This window comes from Leclercia adecarboxylata, from assembly GCF_023639785.1.
In the GTDB taxonomy this organism is placed as follows: Bacteria; Pseudomonadota; Gammaproteobacteria; order Enterobacterales; family Enterobacteriaceae; genus Enterobacter; species Enterobacter adecarboxylatus_D.
Genome location: NZ_CP098325.1, coordinates 3,767,419 through 3,782,598, shown reverse-complemented (window position 1 = coordinate 3,782,598; position 15,180 = coordinate 3,767,419). Strand labels below are relative to the sequence as shown.

Here is a 15,180-nt window from a genome sequence, read left to right as displayed (position 1 = left end):
TGTTGTCGCGTTTTGCGAGCCTGTTTCCGTAGGAATTGCAACCTGTTGCAACCCTTCAATAAGCGCGGAAAGCGCCTCGCAAATCACCCAAATGCCCCTCGAATTGCTTTTTCCCTCACGGCACACTGCTGCCATGAAAAAGGCAAAAGGGTTCACCCTCATGGAAATGCTGATCGCCATCTCGCTCATCATGACGCTGAGCGCCGCAGGGTTGTACGGCTGGCGGAGCTGGCAGCAGCAACAGCAGCTATGGCAGACGGCGCGGCAGGTGCGGGATTATCTGGTGGTGCTACGCAATGATGCCTGGCGCAATAACCGTGACCATGTCGTTACCCTCAAACAGGACGGGAAACGGTGGTGCCTGTTAAAGACGGACATGGCTGAGTGTCAGGCAGACAGCGCCTTCGTGCTGATACCGCAATGGGGAAATATCAGCATCACCGAGTTAACGCCTGCGCTGGGGTTTTATGGGTTACGGGATACCGCCTGGGCCGGAAGGATAAAGCTGCAAAGCCAGGCGGGCGAGTGGCTGATCGTCATCTCCTCCTGGGGGCGTATCCGCATGTGCAACGGTAAGGGGGAGTTCGCGTGTCGCTAAAGCAGCAGGGATTCTCTTTGACGGAAGTGCTGATAGCCATGGCGATAAGCAGCGTGCTGTTGTTGAGCGCCGCGCGTTTTCTACCCGCGCTGCAGCAGTCGGTCGCTGTGCTCACGAAACAGCAGGAGCTCAAAGAAGAGCTTTGGCTGCGTATCACCGGTATCGGTAAACATCTGCAGCGCGCCGGGTATTGTGCAGGCGAGTGCGCCGGTGAGGCGTTAAAAATTGGCCAGGGTGGCGAATGTGTCATTGTGCAATGGGACGAAAACAGCAATGGCCGCTGGGAAACGGCTCCCGCTGCCGCGGCGGAACAAACGGGGTTTCGCCTCAACGGCGGCGCGCTGGAAACACTCCGCGGCGCGACGCAGTGCCAGGGAAAGGGATGGGAAAGAATGACCGATCCCGGCAGGATCACGGTGTTGCGCTTTCAGGTGCAGCGAATGACACGCGCGGGCTTTGCGCCGGAGCTGAGCCTGGCGCTTGCGGCTACCCTGAACGGGCAGCGTAACGGCGGCGTTGAGGTGCAGCACATCGTGACCGGATTTAATTTGTGAGCCGTGAGCGGGGAATGTCATCGCTGGCGCTGGTGCTTCTGCTGTTAATTCTGGGCAGCCTGATGCTGGCCGGGCTCAATCAGCAGCTTGATTCACTGGCGCGTATCGTCAGCGCAGAGCGCCAGGCGACAGAACATCAGGCGATAGCCCAGTCCGCGCTGGAGTGGGGAAGAACGCTCCACTGGCAAACGCAGGCGGACACCGCATGCCAGCAGCATCCGCATCAGCCGTGGCGGGTCTGTCTGCGTCTGACAGGTGCACGCGCGCTGCTGATCGCCAGCAGCGAAAGCATTACCCTGTGGCGGCAGGGTGAGATCACGGCAGACGGCGTGCGTTTTTCACCGCACGGCTGGAGCGATTTTTGTCCCATGAAGGAGAAGGCGCTATGTCAGCAACCCTAGCCAGACAGAAGGGGTTCAGCATGGTGGAGGTCCTGCTGGCAATGATGCTGATGGTCATGGTCGTCACCGCGCTGGCGGGTTACCATCGGGTTTTAGCCAGTCGGTTTGTCACCCTTGAGCAGTATCGCCAGCTCTGGCGTCATATTCAGGTCCAGTCACAGCTGAGCGCCGGGGATGTTCCCGCCGGTTGGCAGCTAAACAGGATGCAGACAACACAGGCTGGATGTGTCAGCATCTCGGTCAAACTTATTTCTCCTCTGGGTCGGCAGGGTCAAATGACGCGCCTGCACTGCCCGGTTAGCCAGTAGTTGGGAGTAGCGATGTTAAGGGTCTACCACTCAAACCGTCTTGATGTGCTGGAAGCACTGATGGAGTTTATTGTCGAGCAGCAGCGCCTCGACGATCCCTTTGAACCGGAGATGATTCTGGTTCAGAGCACCGGTATGGCACAGTGGCTACAGATGTCCCTTTCGCAAAAGTTTGGTATTGCCGCCAACATCGATTTCCCGCTGCCGGCCAGCTTTATCTGGGATATGTTTGTCCGCGTGCTGCCGGAGATCCCAAAACAGAGCGCATTCACCAAACAGAGCATGAGCTGGAAGCTGATGTCGCTGCTGCCTGAGATGCTGACCCATGACGAGTTTGTCATGCTGCGCCACTATCTGAATGACGATACCGATAAACGAAAACTGTTCCAGCTGGCGTCGAGGACGGCGGATCTGTACGACCAGTATCTGGTTTACCGGCCGGAGTGGTTAACGCGCTGGGAAGCGGGGGAACTCGTCGACGGCCTCGACCAGGCGCAAATCTGGCAGGCACCGCTGTGGAAGGCGCTGGTTGAGCACACTGAAATGCTGGGCCAGCCGCAGTGGCACCGTGCGAACCTCTATGAACGCTTTATCGCGACCCTGGAATCCGCCACCGAGACGCCCGCCGGGTTGCCGTCCCGGGTCTTTATCTGCGGCATATCAGCCCTGCCGCCGGTCTACCTGAAGGCGCTGAATGCGCTGGGCAGGCACATTGATATCCATATTCTGTTTACCAATCCCTGCCGCCATTACTGGGGGGATATTCAGGATGCCCGCTGGCTGGCCCGCATGGTGACGCGCCAGCGTCGACGCCTGTTTGACGAGGGGACGGTGCCGCTCTTTAAAGACAGCGAGACGGCGTCTGAGCTCTTTGACGAACAGGGGATACAGGACTTACCGAACCCGCTGCTGGCCTCCTGGGGCAAGCTGGGGCGTGACTACATCTACATGCTCTCAGAGTTGACCGCCTCCGGTGAAGGGGACGTAGACGCCTTTGCGGATGTCACTTCTGACAGCCTGCTGCACAACGTCCAGCGGGACATTCTGGAGCTGGAAAACCGCGCGGTCACCGGGATCACCGCCGCGGAATTTGCCCGTAGCGACAGCAAGCGCCTGCTTGATCCTGACGATCGCAGCGTGACCGTTCACCTGTGCCATAGTCCGCAGCGGGAAGTGGAAGTGCTGCACGATAAGCTGCTGGCCATGCTGGAAGAGGACCCTGACCTGACGCCGCGCGATATCGTGGTGATGGTGGCGGATATTGACAGCTACAGCCCCTATATTCAGGCGGTATTTGGCAGCGCGACGGGCGATCGCTATGTGCCATTTGCGATCTCAGACCGTCGTGCTCGCCAGTCTCACCCGGCGCTGCAGGCGTTTGTCAGCCTCCTTTCCCTGCCGGATAGCCGCTTCGTTCCTGAAGATGTACTAGCTCTGCTGGATGTCCCGGTGCTGGCAGCCCGGTTTGAAATCGATGAAGACGCGCTGCGCTATCTGCGCCAGTGGGTCAATGAATCGGGCGTGCGCTGGGGGATCGACGATGACAACGTGCAGGAATTTGAGCTGCCTGTTACCGGTCAGCACACCTGGCAGTTTGGTCTGACGCGTATGCTGCTCGGCTACGCCATGGAGAGCAGTCAGGGCGAGTGGAATGACGTTCTGCCTTATGATGAATCCAGCGGCCTGATCGCCGAGCTGGTCGGGCACCTGGCTTCACTCTTGATGCAGCTCAACCGCTGGCGTCGGGAGCTGATGAAGGCCCGCCCGCTCGACGAGTGGATGCCGGTATGCCGGGAGATGCTCAATGATTTCTTCCTGCCGGACCAGGAAACCGAAGCGGCAATGGCGTTAATCGAGCAGCAGTGGCAGGCCATTATCGACGAGGGTATCTCCTCGCACTATGGCGAAGCGATACCCCTGTCGCTGTTGCGGGATGAACTCACCCAGCGTCTCGATCAGGAACGTATCAGCCAGCGTTTTCTCGCCGGGCCGGTGAACATCTGCACCCTGATGCCGATGCGTTCCATTCCGTTTAAAGTTGTCTGCCTGCTGGGCATGAATGACGGTATTTACCCGCGCGCGCTGGCGCCGCTGGGCTTTGATTTAATGAGTCAGAATGCGCAGCGCGGTGACCGCAGCCGTCGTGATGATGACCGCTATCTGTTCCTTGAGGCGCTAATCTCCGCGCAACAGAAGCTCTATATCAGCTATATCGGCCGCTCGATTCAGGATAACAGCGAACGGTTCCCCTCGGTGCTGGTGCAGGAGCTGGTGGACTACATCGGGCAGAGCCATTATCTGCCGGGCGATGAGCAGCTCAACTGCGATGAAAGCGAAAAGCGCGTGAAGGCGCATATCACCTGCTGTCACAGCCGCATGCCGTTTGATGCCGTTAACTACGAGGACAACGAGCAGCAGAGCTACGCCCGGGAATGGCTGCCTGCCGCGAAGAGAGAAGGGGTTGCCCATGGCGACTTTATCCAGACCCTGAAGCCGTTAGCGCACGAGACTGTTCCCTTCGAACAGCTCCAGCGCTTCTGGGCCCACCCGGTGCGGGCCTTTTTCCAGATGCGCTTGCAGGTGAACTTCCGCTCCGAAGAGAGCGAAATCCCGGATGCCGAGCCCTTTACGCTGGATGGGTTAAGCCGCTATCAGCTTAACCAGCAACTGCTGAATGCGCTGGTCGAACAGGAAGATGCCCAGAAGCTGTTCCGTCACTACCGCGCGGCGGGGCAACTGCCCTATGGCGCCTTCGGTGAGATCGTGTGGGACGCGCAGTATCAGGAGATGCAGGCGCTGGCTGACCGGGTGATTGAGTGCCGTCAGCCAGGTACGAGCATGGAGATCGATCTCAACTGCAACGGTATAAATCTGACGGGTTGGCTGCAGCATGTGCAGCCTGACGGACTCCTGCGCTGGCGGCCGTCAATGCTCAGCGTTTCACAAGGTTTGCAACTTTGGCTGGAACACCTTGTCTACTGTGCGAGCGGTGGCGAAGGTGAGAGCCGGTTGTTTGTACGCAAAGACGGTGAATGGCGTTTCCCGGCGTTACCCGCTGAACAGGCAATGAACTCTCTGTCGCAGCTGGTTGAGGGGTATCTGCAGGGGATGAATAAGCCGCTGCTGCTGCTGCCAGAAAGTGGGGGGGCGTGGATTAAAACCTGTTACGACGCCACAAATGATGCCATGTTAACGGATGACGCAACCCTGCAAAAAGCGCGCAGTAAATTTTTGCAGGCTTACGAAGGCAACATGATGGTGCGGGGAGAAGGCGACGACGTCTGGTATCAACGCTTATGGCGAACCCTTGAACCCGAGTACTTTGAGGCGATTACCGACGAGGCCCGACGCTACCTTTTGCCGCTGTATAAATTTAATCAGTCCTGACGTCTGTATAAAAATTGCGCAGGCATGGGCATTCATTTATGATGCGCATCTTGTCATGGACTGATGTACCAAAACAAAGAGATGCTGGCTTGCCCGGCACGAAGCTTGTTAATGATGATGTCCGTGATGAAGAGGTAGTGAATGCCAGGCAGCACCTTGTTGAAATCGTTGGTTTTGTTCGTCGCTCTTTGGGCCCCCCTCAGTCAGGCAAATACCGGTTGGCAACCCGTTCAGGAAACGATCCGCAAAAGTGATAAAGACACCCGAGACTATCAGGCGATACGCCTCGATAACGGGATGGTCGTGCTGCTGGTTTCCGATCCCCAGGCCGTAAAGTCACTGTCGGCGCTGGTGGTGCCGGTGGGCTCGCTGGAAGACCCGGATTCTCACCCGGGTCTGGCGCATTATCTTGAGCACATGACCCTGATGGGCTCAAAGAAGTATCCCCAGCCTGACAGCCTGGCCGAATTTTTAAAAATGCACGGTGGCAGCCATAACGCCAGTACCGCGCCGTACCGTACGGCTTTTTATCTGGAAGTCGAAAACGATGCGCTGGAAGGGGCGGTCGATCGTCTTGCGGACGCCATTGCCGCGCCGCTGTTGGATAAAAAATATGCCGATCGTGAGCGCAACGCCGTTAATTCGGAGCTGACGCTGGCGCGTACCCGGGACGGTATGCGTATGGCGCAGGTCAGCGCCGAAACCATTAACCCCGCACACCCTGGCTCTCGCTTCTCCGGCGGTAACCTTGAGACGCTGAGCGATAAACCGGGCAGTCCGGTGCTCGACGCACTGCACGCATTCCGCGACAAATACTACTCCGCTAACCTGATGAAGGCGGTGGTCTACAGCAATAAGCCGCTGCCGGAACTGGCGCAGCTGGCTGCCCAGACCTATGGCCGTGTGCCAAACAAAAATATTACCCGCCCGGAAACCACCGTTCCGGTGGTCACCGATGCCCAGAAAGGGTTAATCATTCACTATGTTCCCGCGATGCCGCGTAAGGTGCTGCGCGTTGAGTTCCGTATTGATAACAACACGGCGCAGTTTCGCAGCAAAACCGACGAGCTGGTTAACTATCTGATTGGCAACCGTAGCCCGGACACGCTCTCCGACTGGCTGCAAAAGCAGGGGCTGGTGGAAGGGATCCGCGCGGACTCCGATCCTGTCGTCAACGGCAACAGCGGTGTGCTGGCCATCTCCGCGACCTTAACCGATAAAGGGCTGGCCCATCGCGACGAGGTTGTCGCCGCGATATTCAGCTATCTCTCGCTGCTGCGTGATAAAGGCGTTGATAAACGCTATTTCGATGAGCTGGCTCACGTGCTGGACCTCGACTTCCGTTATCCGTCCATCACCCGCGATATGGACTACGTTGAGTGGCTGGCAGATACCATGATCCGCGTGCCGGTTGAGCATACGCTGGATGCGGTCAACATCGCCGATAAATACGATGCTGAGGCCATTAAAGCCCGCCTGGCGATGATGACCCCGCAGAACGCCCGTATCTGGTATATCAGTCCGGACGAGCCGCATAACAAAACGGCCTACTTTGTGAATGCCGAGTATCAGGTAGACAAAATCAGCGAGCAAACTTTTGCCGACTGGCAGAAGAGAGCCGCCGGTATTGCCCTCAAGCTGCCGGAGGTGAACCCTTATATCCCGGATGATTTCACCCTGATCAAGCCCGCGAAAGCGTACCCAACACCGCAGCTGATTATGGATGAGCCTGACCTGCGCGTGGTTTACACCCCAAGCCGCTATTTCGCCAGCGAGCCGAAAGCTAACGTCAGCATGGTGCTGCGTAACCCTGCGGCGATGGACACCGCTAAAAACCAGGTTATGTTCGCGCTGAATGACTATCTGGCTGGCATCGCGCTGGATCAGCTCAGCAACCAGGCCGCAGTAGGCGGGATCGGTTTCTCAACCAACGCCAATAATGGCCTGATGCTGAACGCCAACGGCTATACCCAGCGTCTGCCGCAGCTGTTCAAGGCATTGCTGGAAGGCTATTTCAGCTATACGGCCACCGAGGAGCAGCTGGAGCAGGCGAAATCCTGGTATGCGCAGATGATGGACTCCGCCGAAAAAGGCAAAGCCTTCGATCAGGCCATCATGCCGGTGCAGATGCTCTCCCAGGTGCCCTATTTCCAGCGCGAAGATCGCCGGGCGCTGCTGCCGTCCATTACTCTCGACGAAGTGATGGCCTATCGTGCCGCGCTGAAAACCAATGCCCGCCCGGAGTTCCTTGTCGTGGGCAATATGAGCGAAGATCAGGCGAAAACGCTGGCGCAGGAGGTGCGGACACAATTAGGTGCGAAGGGCACAGAATGGTGTCGTAATCAGGACGTGCTGGTGGAAAAACAGCAGAATGTGATATTCGAAAAAGCAGGCAGCAGTACGGATTCCGCGCTGGCAGCGGTCTTTGTCCCGACCGGCTATGACGAATACGCCAGCTCAGCGTACAGCGCCATGCTCGGACAAATCGTGCAGCCCTGGTTCTACACCCAGCTACGTACCGAGGAGCAGCTGGGCTATGCCGTCTTTGCCTTCTCGATGAACGTTGGCCGCCAGTGGGGGATGGGCTTCCTGCTGCAAAGCAGTGATAAACAGCCGGATTATCTCTGGCAGCGTTTCCAGGCCTTCTTCCCGCAGGCGGAAGCGAAGCTGCGCGCCATGAAGCCTGAGGAGTTTGCCCAGATCCAGCAGGCGGTGATTACCCAGATGATGCAGCCGCCACAGACGCTGGCTGAAGAAGCGTCAAAGATCAGCAAAGATTTTGATCGGGGCAATATGCGCTTCGATTCGCGTGATAAAGTAGTGGCCGAGATAAAACAGCTCACGCCGCAGAAAGTGGCTGACTTCTTCCACCAGGCGGTGGTTGCCCCACAGGGGATGGCTATCCTGTCACAGGTTTCCGGTAGCCAGAGTAAAAAAGCCGACGTCGCCCCGCCTGCAGGCTGGACGGTATGGAAGAGCGTGAGCGCATTGCAGCAATCTTTGCCCAGGAGTAAGAACGAATGACCGATACCGCTGAGTCCCTTAACCCCTTACGTTTACCGTTACAGGGGGAGCGACTGATAGAGGCCTCAGCGGGAACCGGAAAAACCTTCACCATCGCGGCACTCTATCTGCGGCTGCTGCTCGGTCTGGGCGGCAGCGCAGCCTTTAGTCGCCCGCTCAGCGTGGAAGAGCTGCTGGTGGTGACCTTCACCGAAGCCGCCACTGAAGAATTGCGCGGACGTATCCGCGCCAATATTCATGAATTGCGCATCGCCTGCCTGAGACAAAGCACGGATAACCCGCTGTACGCCAGTCTGCTGGAAGAGATTAACGATAAACAGCAGGCGGCCCAGTGGCTGCTGCTGGCGGAACGGCAGATGGATGAGGCCGCGGTGTTCACCATCCACGGCTTCTGCCAGCGCATGCTCAGCCTGAACGCCTTTGAATCCGGCATGCTCTTTGAGCAACAGCTTATCGAAGATGAATCCCAGCTACGCTACCAGGCGTGCGCCGACTTCTGGCGTCGCCACTGTTATCCTCTGCCACGCGACATTGCCGAAGCGGTACACGGATTGTGGAAAGGCCCGGAGGAGTTACTGCGGGCTATCGATCGCTATCTTCAGGGGGAAGCACCGGTCATTAAATCCGCTCCACCTGCAGACGAAACCCTGGCGTCCCGCCATGAAAAAATTGTCGGCTTAATTGCCACCATGAAACAGCAGTGGTCTGACAGCGTGGCAGAAATCGACGCGGTGATTGAGCGCTCTGGCATTGACCGGCGCAAGTTCAACCGCGGCAATCAGGCAAAGTATATTGAGCGCATCACGGCCTGGGCCCAGGAAGAGAAGCACAGCTACCAGCTGCCTGACGCGCTGGAAAAATTTTCCCAGTCGTTCCTTGCCGCGCGCACCAAAGCCGGCGGCGAGGTGCCTGAACACCCTCTTTTTGCCGCCATCGATACCCTGCTGGCAGAGCCGCTGACCCTCAACGATCTGATGATTACCCGTGCGCTGGCAGAGATCCGCGAAGCGGTAGCGCGGGAAAAGCGCCGTCGCGGCGAACTCGGTTTTGACGATATGCTCAGCCGACTTGATGAGGCGCTGAACAGCGACAATGGCGACGCGCTGGCCGCAGCGATCCGGGGCCGTTTCCCGGTGGCGATGATCGATGAATTCCAGGATACCGATCCCCAGCAGTACCGGATTTTCCGCCGCATCTGGCGTCAGCAGCCGGATACCGCACTGCTGCTGATTGGTGACCCGAAACAGGCGATCTACGCGTTTCGTGGGGCGGACATCTTCACCTATATGAAAGCCCGTGGCGAAGTGGCCGCGCACTACACCCTGGACACTAACTGGCGATCGGCGCCCGGCATGGTCGAAAGTGTGAATACGCTCTTCTCACAGATGAACGACGCCTTCATGTTTCGTGAGATCCCCTTTTTACCGGTTAAATCCGCCCCACGGAACGCCACGCTGCGTTTCGAGTACAAGGGCGATTTCCAGCCCGCGATGAGCATCTGGCTGATGGAGGGCGAGGGATGCGGCGTCGGGGATTACCAGACCTTTATGGCCCAGCACTGCGCGGCACAAATCCGTGACTGGCTGAGCGCCGGTGTTCGCGGCGAAGCCATCCTGCACCGGGGCGATGATGCCCAGCCGGTGAAGGCATCGGACATTACGGTGCTGGTGCGCAGCCGTCAGGAGGCGGCGCTGATCCGCGATGCGCTGACCCTGCTTAGCATTCCTTCGGTCTATCTCTCCAACCGCGACAGCGTGTTCGAAACGCTGGAGGCCCAGGAGATGCTCTGGCTGCTGCAGGCGGTGCTGGCCCCGGAGCGTGAAAGCACGCTGCGCAGCGCGCTGGCCAGCGCCATGCTCGGTCTTAACGCCCAGGATATCGATACGCTGAATAACAGTGAGGTTCTCTGGGATGAAGCGGTAGAGGAGTTTACTCGCTACCGTGAGCGCTGGCAGAAGCGGGGCGTTATGGCGATGCTGCGCGATATCATGACCCAGCGCAACATCGCTGAAAATATGCTGGCCACCGCCGGGGGCGAACGCCGCCTGACCGATATTCTGCACATCAGCGAACTGCTTCAGGAGGCGGGCGCGCAGCTTGAGAGCGAATACGCCCTGGTACGCTGGCTGGCGCAGCACATCGCCGAGCCGAACAGCAATGCCTCAAGCCAGCAAATGCGTCTCGAAAGTGACAAGCATTTGGTCAAAATCGTCACCATTCACAAATCGAAAGGGCTGGAATATCCCCTGGTCTGGCTGCCCTTTATTGCCAATTATCGGGTGCAGGATCAGGCCTTTTATCACGATCGTAAAACCTTTGAAGCGGTCCTCGACCTCAGCAAGGCCGAGGACAGCGTGGAGCTGGCCGAGGCCGAGCGGCTGGCAGAGGATTTACGTCTGCTGTATGTGGCACTCACCCGTTCGGTGTGGCACTGCAGCCTGGGCGTGGCGCCGCTGTTCCGCCGTCGTGGTGAAAAATCTGGCGAGAGCGATTTCCATCTGAGCGCACTCGGGCGTCTGATCCAGCGCGGCGAGCCGAAAGACGCCGCCGGTTTGCGCCAGTGCCTGGAAGCGCTATGCAGTGAGCATATCGCGCTACAGCTTGCGGGGGTGGCAGATACCGCCCGCTGGCACATGCCGGAACCGGTAACGCCGGATCTGCAGGCGCGGCAGGTGGCCCGCAGGCTGTTCGACGACTGGCGGGTTACCAGCTACTCGGGATTACAGCAGAACGGGCACAGTATCGCCCAGGATCTGATGCCGCGCCTCGACGTGGATGCCGCAGGCACCGGGGATGTGCCGCAGGAGCCTGAGCTGACGCCGCACCAGTTTCCGCGCGGGGCCTCGCCGGGGACCTTTTTACATAGCCTGTTTGAGGCGCTCGATTTTACGCAGCCCGTCTCTGAGGAATGGGTGCTGGAGATGCTGCAAAAAGCGGGCTATGACGCCCGCTGGGAGCCGGTGTTAACCCGCTGGATCACCCAGGTGCTGGAGACCCCGCTCAATGAAGAGGGCATCTCGCTGAGTCAGCTAACGGCTGCTGATAAACAGGTTGAGATGGAGTTTTATCTGCCCGTGGCCGGACCGCTCACCGCCGATGCGCTGGATGCGTTGATCCGCGAGTACGATCCTCTGTCCCAGGGCTGTCCACCGCTCGATTTTCGCCAGGTGCGCGGCATGCTGAAAGGCTTTATCGACCTGGTATTTCGCCATAATGGCCGCTACTACCTGCTGGACTATAAATCCAACTGGCTGGGGGAAAACAGCGAGGCCTATACTCCCCAGGCCATGGCCAGAGCCATGCAGTCCCATCGCTACGATCTGCAGTACCAGCTGTATACCCTGGCGCTGCACCGTTATTTGCGCCACCGTATTGCCGGTTATGACTATCAACAGCATTTCGGTGGGGTAATCTACCTGTTTTTACGCGGGGTGGATGGCAGCTCGCCGGGTGCCGGTTGCTTTGCCACCCGCCCGGATGAAGCGTTAATTGATCAAATGGATAGCCTGTTTTCAGCCAGTAACGAGGAGCTAACACAATGACGATGCAGGAACAGTTGCTGGAGGCCGTAGAGCAGCGCGTGCTGCGTCGTCTGGATGTGCAGTTTGCGATGATGGTGGCCGGAAACGACGAGCCGGCGGTGATGCTGGCGGCAGCAATTTTAAGCCGTGATACGGGAGAAGGGCACGTTTGCCTGCCGCTGTCGCGGCTGCGGGCCGAGGCGAAAAGCGCCGGGTTACAGGCCTGTTTTGCCCTGTTTGACGAAGAGCCGGACTGGACAGCCACGCTCCTGCGCTCCCGCGCTGTGAGTGCCGGGGATGAACCGACGCCTCTGGTGCTGACCGGCGAGCGGCTCTACCTCAACCGGATGTGGCGCTACGAGCGGGAGGTTGCCCGCTTCTTTAGCGACGCCAACCAGCCTTTGCCCCATGACAGCGCCGACGTTCAGCGTACCCTGAACGCGCTGTTCACCTCTGATGAAGCCGTTAACTGGCAAAAGGTGGCCGCAGCGGTGGCGTTAACGCGGCGCATCTCTGTGATTTCCGGCGGACCGGGCACCGGCAAAACCACCACCGTTGCCCGCCTGCTGGCGGCGCTGATCCAGATGGCGGGGGAGCAGAAATGCCGTATCCGCCTGGCGGCACCGACCGGTAAAGCCGCCGCGCGCCTGACGGAATCTCTGGGCGGCGCCCTGCAAAAACTGCCCCTGACCGACGCTCAGCGTGCGCGATTCCCGACGGAAGCGAGCACGCTGCACCGTCTGCTCGGCGCTCAGCCGGGCAGCCAGCGTCTGCGTTACCATGCCCGAAATCCGCTGCATCTGGATGTCCTGGTGGTGGATGAAGCCTCCATGATCGACCTGACGATGATGTCCCGCCTGATCGACGCTCTGCCGCCTCATGCCCGGGTGATCTTCCTGGGCGATCGCGATCAGCTGGCCTCTGTCGAAGCGGGCGCGGTGCTGGGTGACATCTGCACCTGGGCCAGCGCCGGATTTACCGTCCAGCGGGCGCAGGAGCTGGCCAGCATGACGGGATGTGAGATGGAGGGCAACATTAGCCCGGTAGCGGGTGCGCTGCGCGACAGCCTGTGCCTGCTGCAAAAAAGCTACCGTTTTGGCAGCGATTCAGGCATCGGCCAGCTGGCGGCCGCGGTCAATCGCGGCGATCGCCACGCTATCCGCTCGGTGTTTGACGGCAAATTCAGTGATATCGAGAAAAAACAGCTTCAGAGCGGGGAAGAGTATCTGGTGATGCTCGAAGATGCCCTGCAGGGGTATCAACACTTCCTCGACAGCGTGCAGCAGCAGGCTTCCGAAGCAGAAATTCTGACGGCCTTCGGCGGCTTCCAGCTGCTGTGCGCCTTGCGGGATGGGCCCTTTGGCGTTGCCGGGCTTAACGAAAGGCTGGAGCAGGTGCTGGTGCAAAAACGGCGGATTGGTCGCCAGCCGCATTCGCGCTGGTATGAAGGAAGGCCGGTGATGATCTCACGCAACGACAGCGCCCTGGGTCTGTTTAACGGCGATATCGGCATTGCTCTGGATCGCGGCCAGGGGCTGCGCGTCTGGTTCCAGATGCCCGATGGCAGCGTGAAATCGGTGCAGCCCAGCCGTCTGCCGGAACATGAAACCGCCTGGGCCATGACGGTGCATAAATCTCAGGGCTCTGAGTTCGATCACGCGGCGCTGATTTTACCTAACCAGATCTCGCCGGTTGTCACCCGCGAGCTGGTCTATACCGCCATTACCCGCGCCCGTCGGCGGCTGTCGCTGTATGCCGATGAAGGCGTACTGACGCAGGCCGTGACCACCCGTACGGAGCGGCGCAGTGGCCTGAGTGCGATTTTTGAGGCGTTATAATTTCCCTCTCCCCAGTGGGGAGAGGGCGAGGGGACTTAACCCAGATCTGCCATCAGCACCTTAGAACGACGCTGGTAGTTGTACATCTCTTTCTTGGTTTCCGGCAGGGAATCAATGTCCACCGGGCTGAACCCCCGCTCCTGGAACCAGTGAATGCTGCGGGTGGTCAGCACGAACAGCTTGCTCAGCCCCATCTGGCGCGCCTGAAGGGCAATTCGCTCCAGCAACACTTCCCCGCGCGACGAACTGCGGTAGTCGGGGTGTACCGCCACGCAGGCCATCTCGCCGATCTTCTCCTCCGGGAAAGGATAGAGCGCCGCACAGGCGATAGTCAGGTTATCACGCTGAATAATGGTGAACTTGTCGATCTCCATCTCCAGCTGCTCGCGGGAGCGACGCACCAGAATTCCCTGCTGTTCCAGCGGGCGGATTAGCTCCAGAATGCCGCCGATGTCGTTGATGGTGGCGCGCCGGATCTGCTCGGCGCTCTCCATCACAATCTGCGTCCCGATACCGTCGCGAGAGAACAGCTCCTGCAGCAGGGCGCCATCTTCCTGATAGCTGATCAGATGGCTGCGGCGCACGCCGCTGCGGCAGGCTTTAATTGCGCCGCGCAGAAAACGCACGGTACCGGAGTAGTAATCACCCTGTGCCTCAAGCGTATCGACACGCGCCTGAGCTTCGTTAGGGAACAGCTCAGAGACAATATTCCCCAGCTCGTCCATCACACCCTGAGAGGAGCAGAAGCCGATCATTTTCTCTGCCTTCAGCTTGATCGCCAGCTGGGTGGCAATCTCTTCGGAGGTGAGGTTGAAGCTTTCGCCGGTGACGGAGACGGCGACCGGGCCGGTCAGCACAATCGCACCGCCGTCGAGCTGGCGGTGGATGGCCTCTTCATCAATACGACGAATACGTCCGCTGTGGCAGTAATCCACGCCGTCATCCACGCCAAGCGGCTGGGCGATGATAAAATTCCCGCTGACCACGTTAATATGCGCCCCCTGCAACGGGGTGTTGTTGAGGCTCATCGACAGACGGGCGGTAATATCCAGCTGCAGCAGACCGGCAGCCTGCTTAACCAGCTCCAGGGTTTTGGCGTCGGTAACGCGGGTGTGCTTGTGGTAGATCGGCTCGTGATGGTGTGCGGCCAGATTCTCTTCGATCTGCGGGCGGGCGCCGTAAACGACAACCAGGCGGATCCCCAGGCTGTGCAGCAGGCCGATGTCATTGACTATACTGGAGAAATTCTCATGTTCAATGGCTTCGCCACCCAACATGACGACAAACGTCTTTCCCCGGTGGGCGTTGATATAGGGAACAGAATGGCGGAATCCCTGGACCAGTTCGATTCTACGTTCCTTCACCACGGCACAACCCCTTAATGAATGTTTATTCGTAATTTTTGTATTTTTATTCGAATATGCCTTTGCGCGCAAGCCAAAATTTTCAGCGAAGCAAAGAAAAGATTCAGCAAACTTATCGTTAACGCATGATTGTTTACCCTTTTAGGGATGACAGGTTATGCATCATTCGCTAAAGTTTTCGGTCA

Annotated in this window: 9 protein-coding genes; 8 read left to right on the top strand and 1 reads right to left on the bottom strand. The window is 58.7% G+C overall.

The window, feature by feature from the left end; translation table 11 throughout:
- The first annotated feature begins 133 nt into the window (after nucleotides 1-133).
- From NB069_RS17800 to recD, 8 genes are all read left to right on the top strand, one after another.
- Complete coding sequence (locus NB069_RS17800; protein ID WP_250585702.1) at nucleotides 134-598, top strand: prepilin peptidase-dependent protein; 465 nt, start codon at nucleotides 134-136, stop codon at nucleotides 596-598.
- Nucleotides 589-1,152 carry a prepilin peptidase-dependent protein gene (locus NB069_RS17795; RefSeq protein WP_250585701.1) on the top strand — a complete coding sequence of 188 codons (564 nt, stop codon included), beginning with the start codon at nucleotides 589-591 and terminating at the stop codon, nucleotides 1,150-1,152. The genes NB069_RS17800 and NB069_RS17795 overlap by 10 nt, the downstream gene beginning before the upstream one ends.
- The gene (locus NB069_RS17790) at nucleotides 1,149-1,553 is read left to right on the top strand and encodes a DUF2509 family protein (RefSeq protein WP_250585699.1); all 405 of its coding nucleotides are present in this window, start codon (nucleotides 1,149-1,151) and stop codon (nucleotides 1,551-1,553) included. The genes NB069_RS17795 and NB069_RS17790 overlap by 4 nt, the downstream gene beginning before the upstream one ends.
- A complete protein-coding gene (locus NB069_RS17785) occupies nucleotides 1,538-1,861 on the top strand; it encodes a prepilin-type N-terminal cleavage/methylation domain-containing protein (protein WP_250585697.1) in 324 nt (107 codons plus the stop codon). Before NB069_RS17790 ends, NB069_RS17785 begins: the two co-directional genes overlap by 16 nt.
- Before the next feature lie 12 nt (nucleotides 1,862-1,873).
- Nucleotides 1,874-5,248 carry an exodeoxyribonuclease V subunit gamma gene (gene recC, locus NB069_RS17780; protein WP_250585695.1) on the top strand — a complete coding sequence of 1,125 codons (3,375 nt, stop codon included), beginning with the start codon at nucleotides 1,874-1,876 and terminating at the stop codon, nucleotides 5,246-5,248.
- A 141-nt stretch (nucleotides 5,249-5,389) separates the two neighbouring features.
- A complete protein-coding gene (gene ptrA / locus NB069_RS17775; protein WP_250585693.1) occupies nucleotides 5,390-8,272 on the top strand; it encodes a pitrilysin in 2,883 nt (960 codons plus the stop codon).
- Nucleotides 8,269-11,814 (top strand): exodeoxyribonuclease V subunit beta, encoded by a 3,546-nt coding sequence (gene recB / locus NB069_RS17770; RefSeq protein ID WP_250585691.1) that lies wholly within the window; start codon nucleotides 8,269-8,271, stop codon nucleotides 11,812-11,814. Before ptrA ends, recB begins: the two co-directional genes overlap by 4 nt.
- Nucleotides 11,811-13,631, top strand: coding sequence for an exodeoxyribonuclease V subunit alpha (gene recD, locus NB069_RS17765; protein ID WP_250585689.1), 1,821 nt, complete (start codon nucleotides 11,811-11,813; stop codon nucleotides 13,629-13,631). The genes recB and recD overlap by 4 nt, the downstream gene beginning before the upstream one ends.
- Before the next feature lie 35 nt (nucleotides 13,632-13,666).
- On the opposite strand, the gene argA is transcribed toward recD, so the two are convergent.
- Complete coding sequence (gene argA, locus NB069_RS17760; RefSeq protein ID WP_250585687.1) at nucleotides 13,667-14,998, bottom strand: amino-acid N-acetyltransferase; 1,332 nt, start codon at nucleotides 14,996-14,998, stop codon at nucleotides 13,667-13,669.
- Nucleotides 14,999-15,180: the final 182 nt, after the last annotated feature.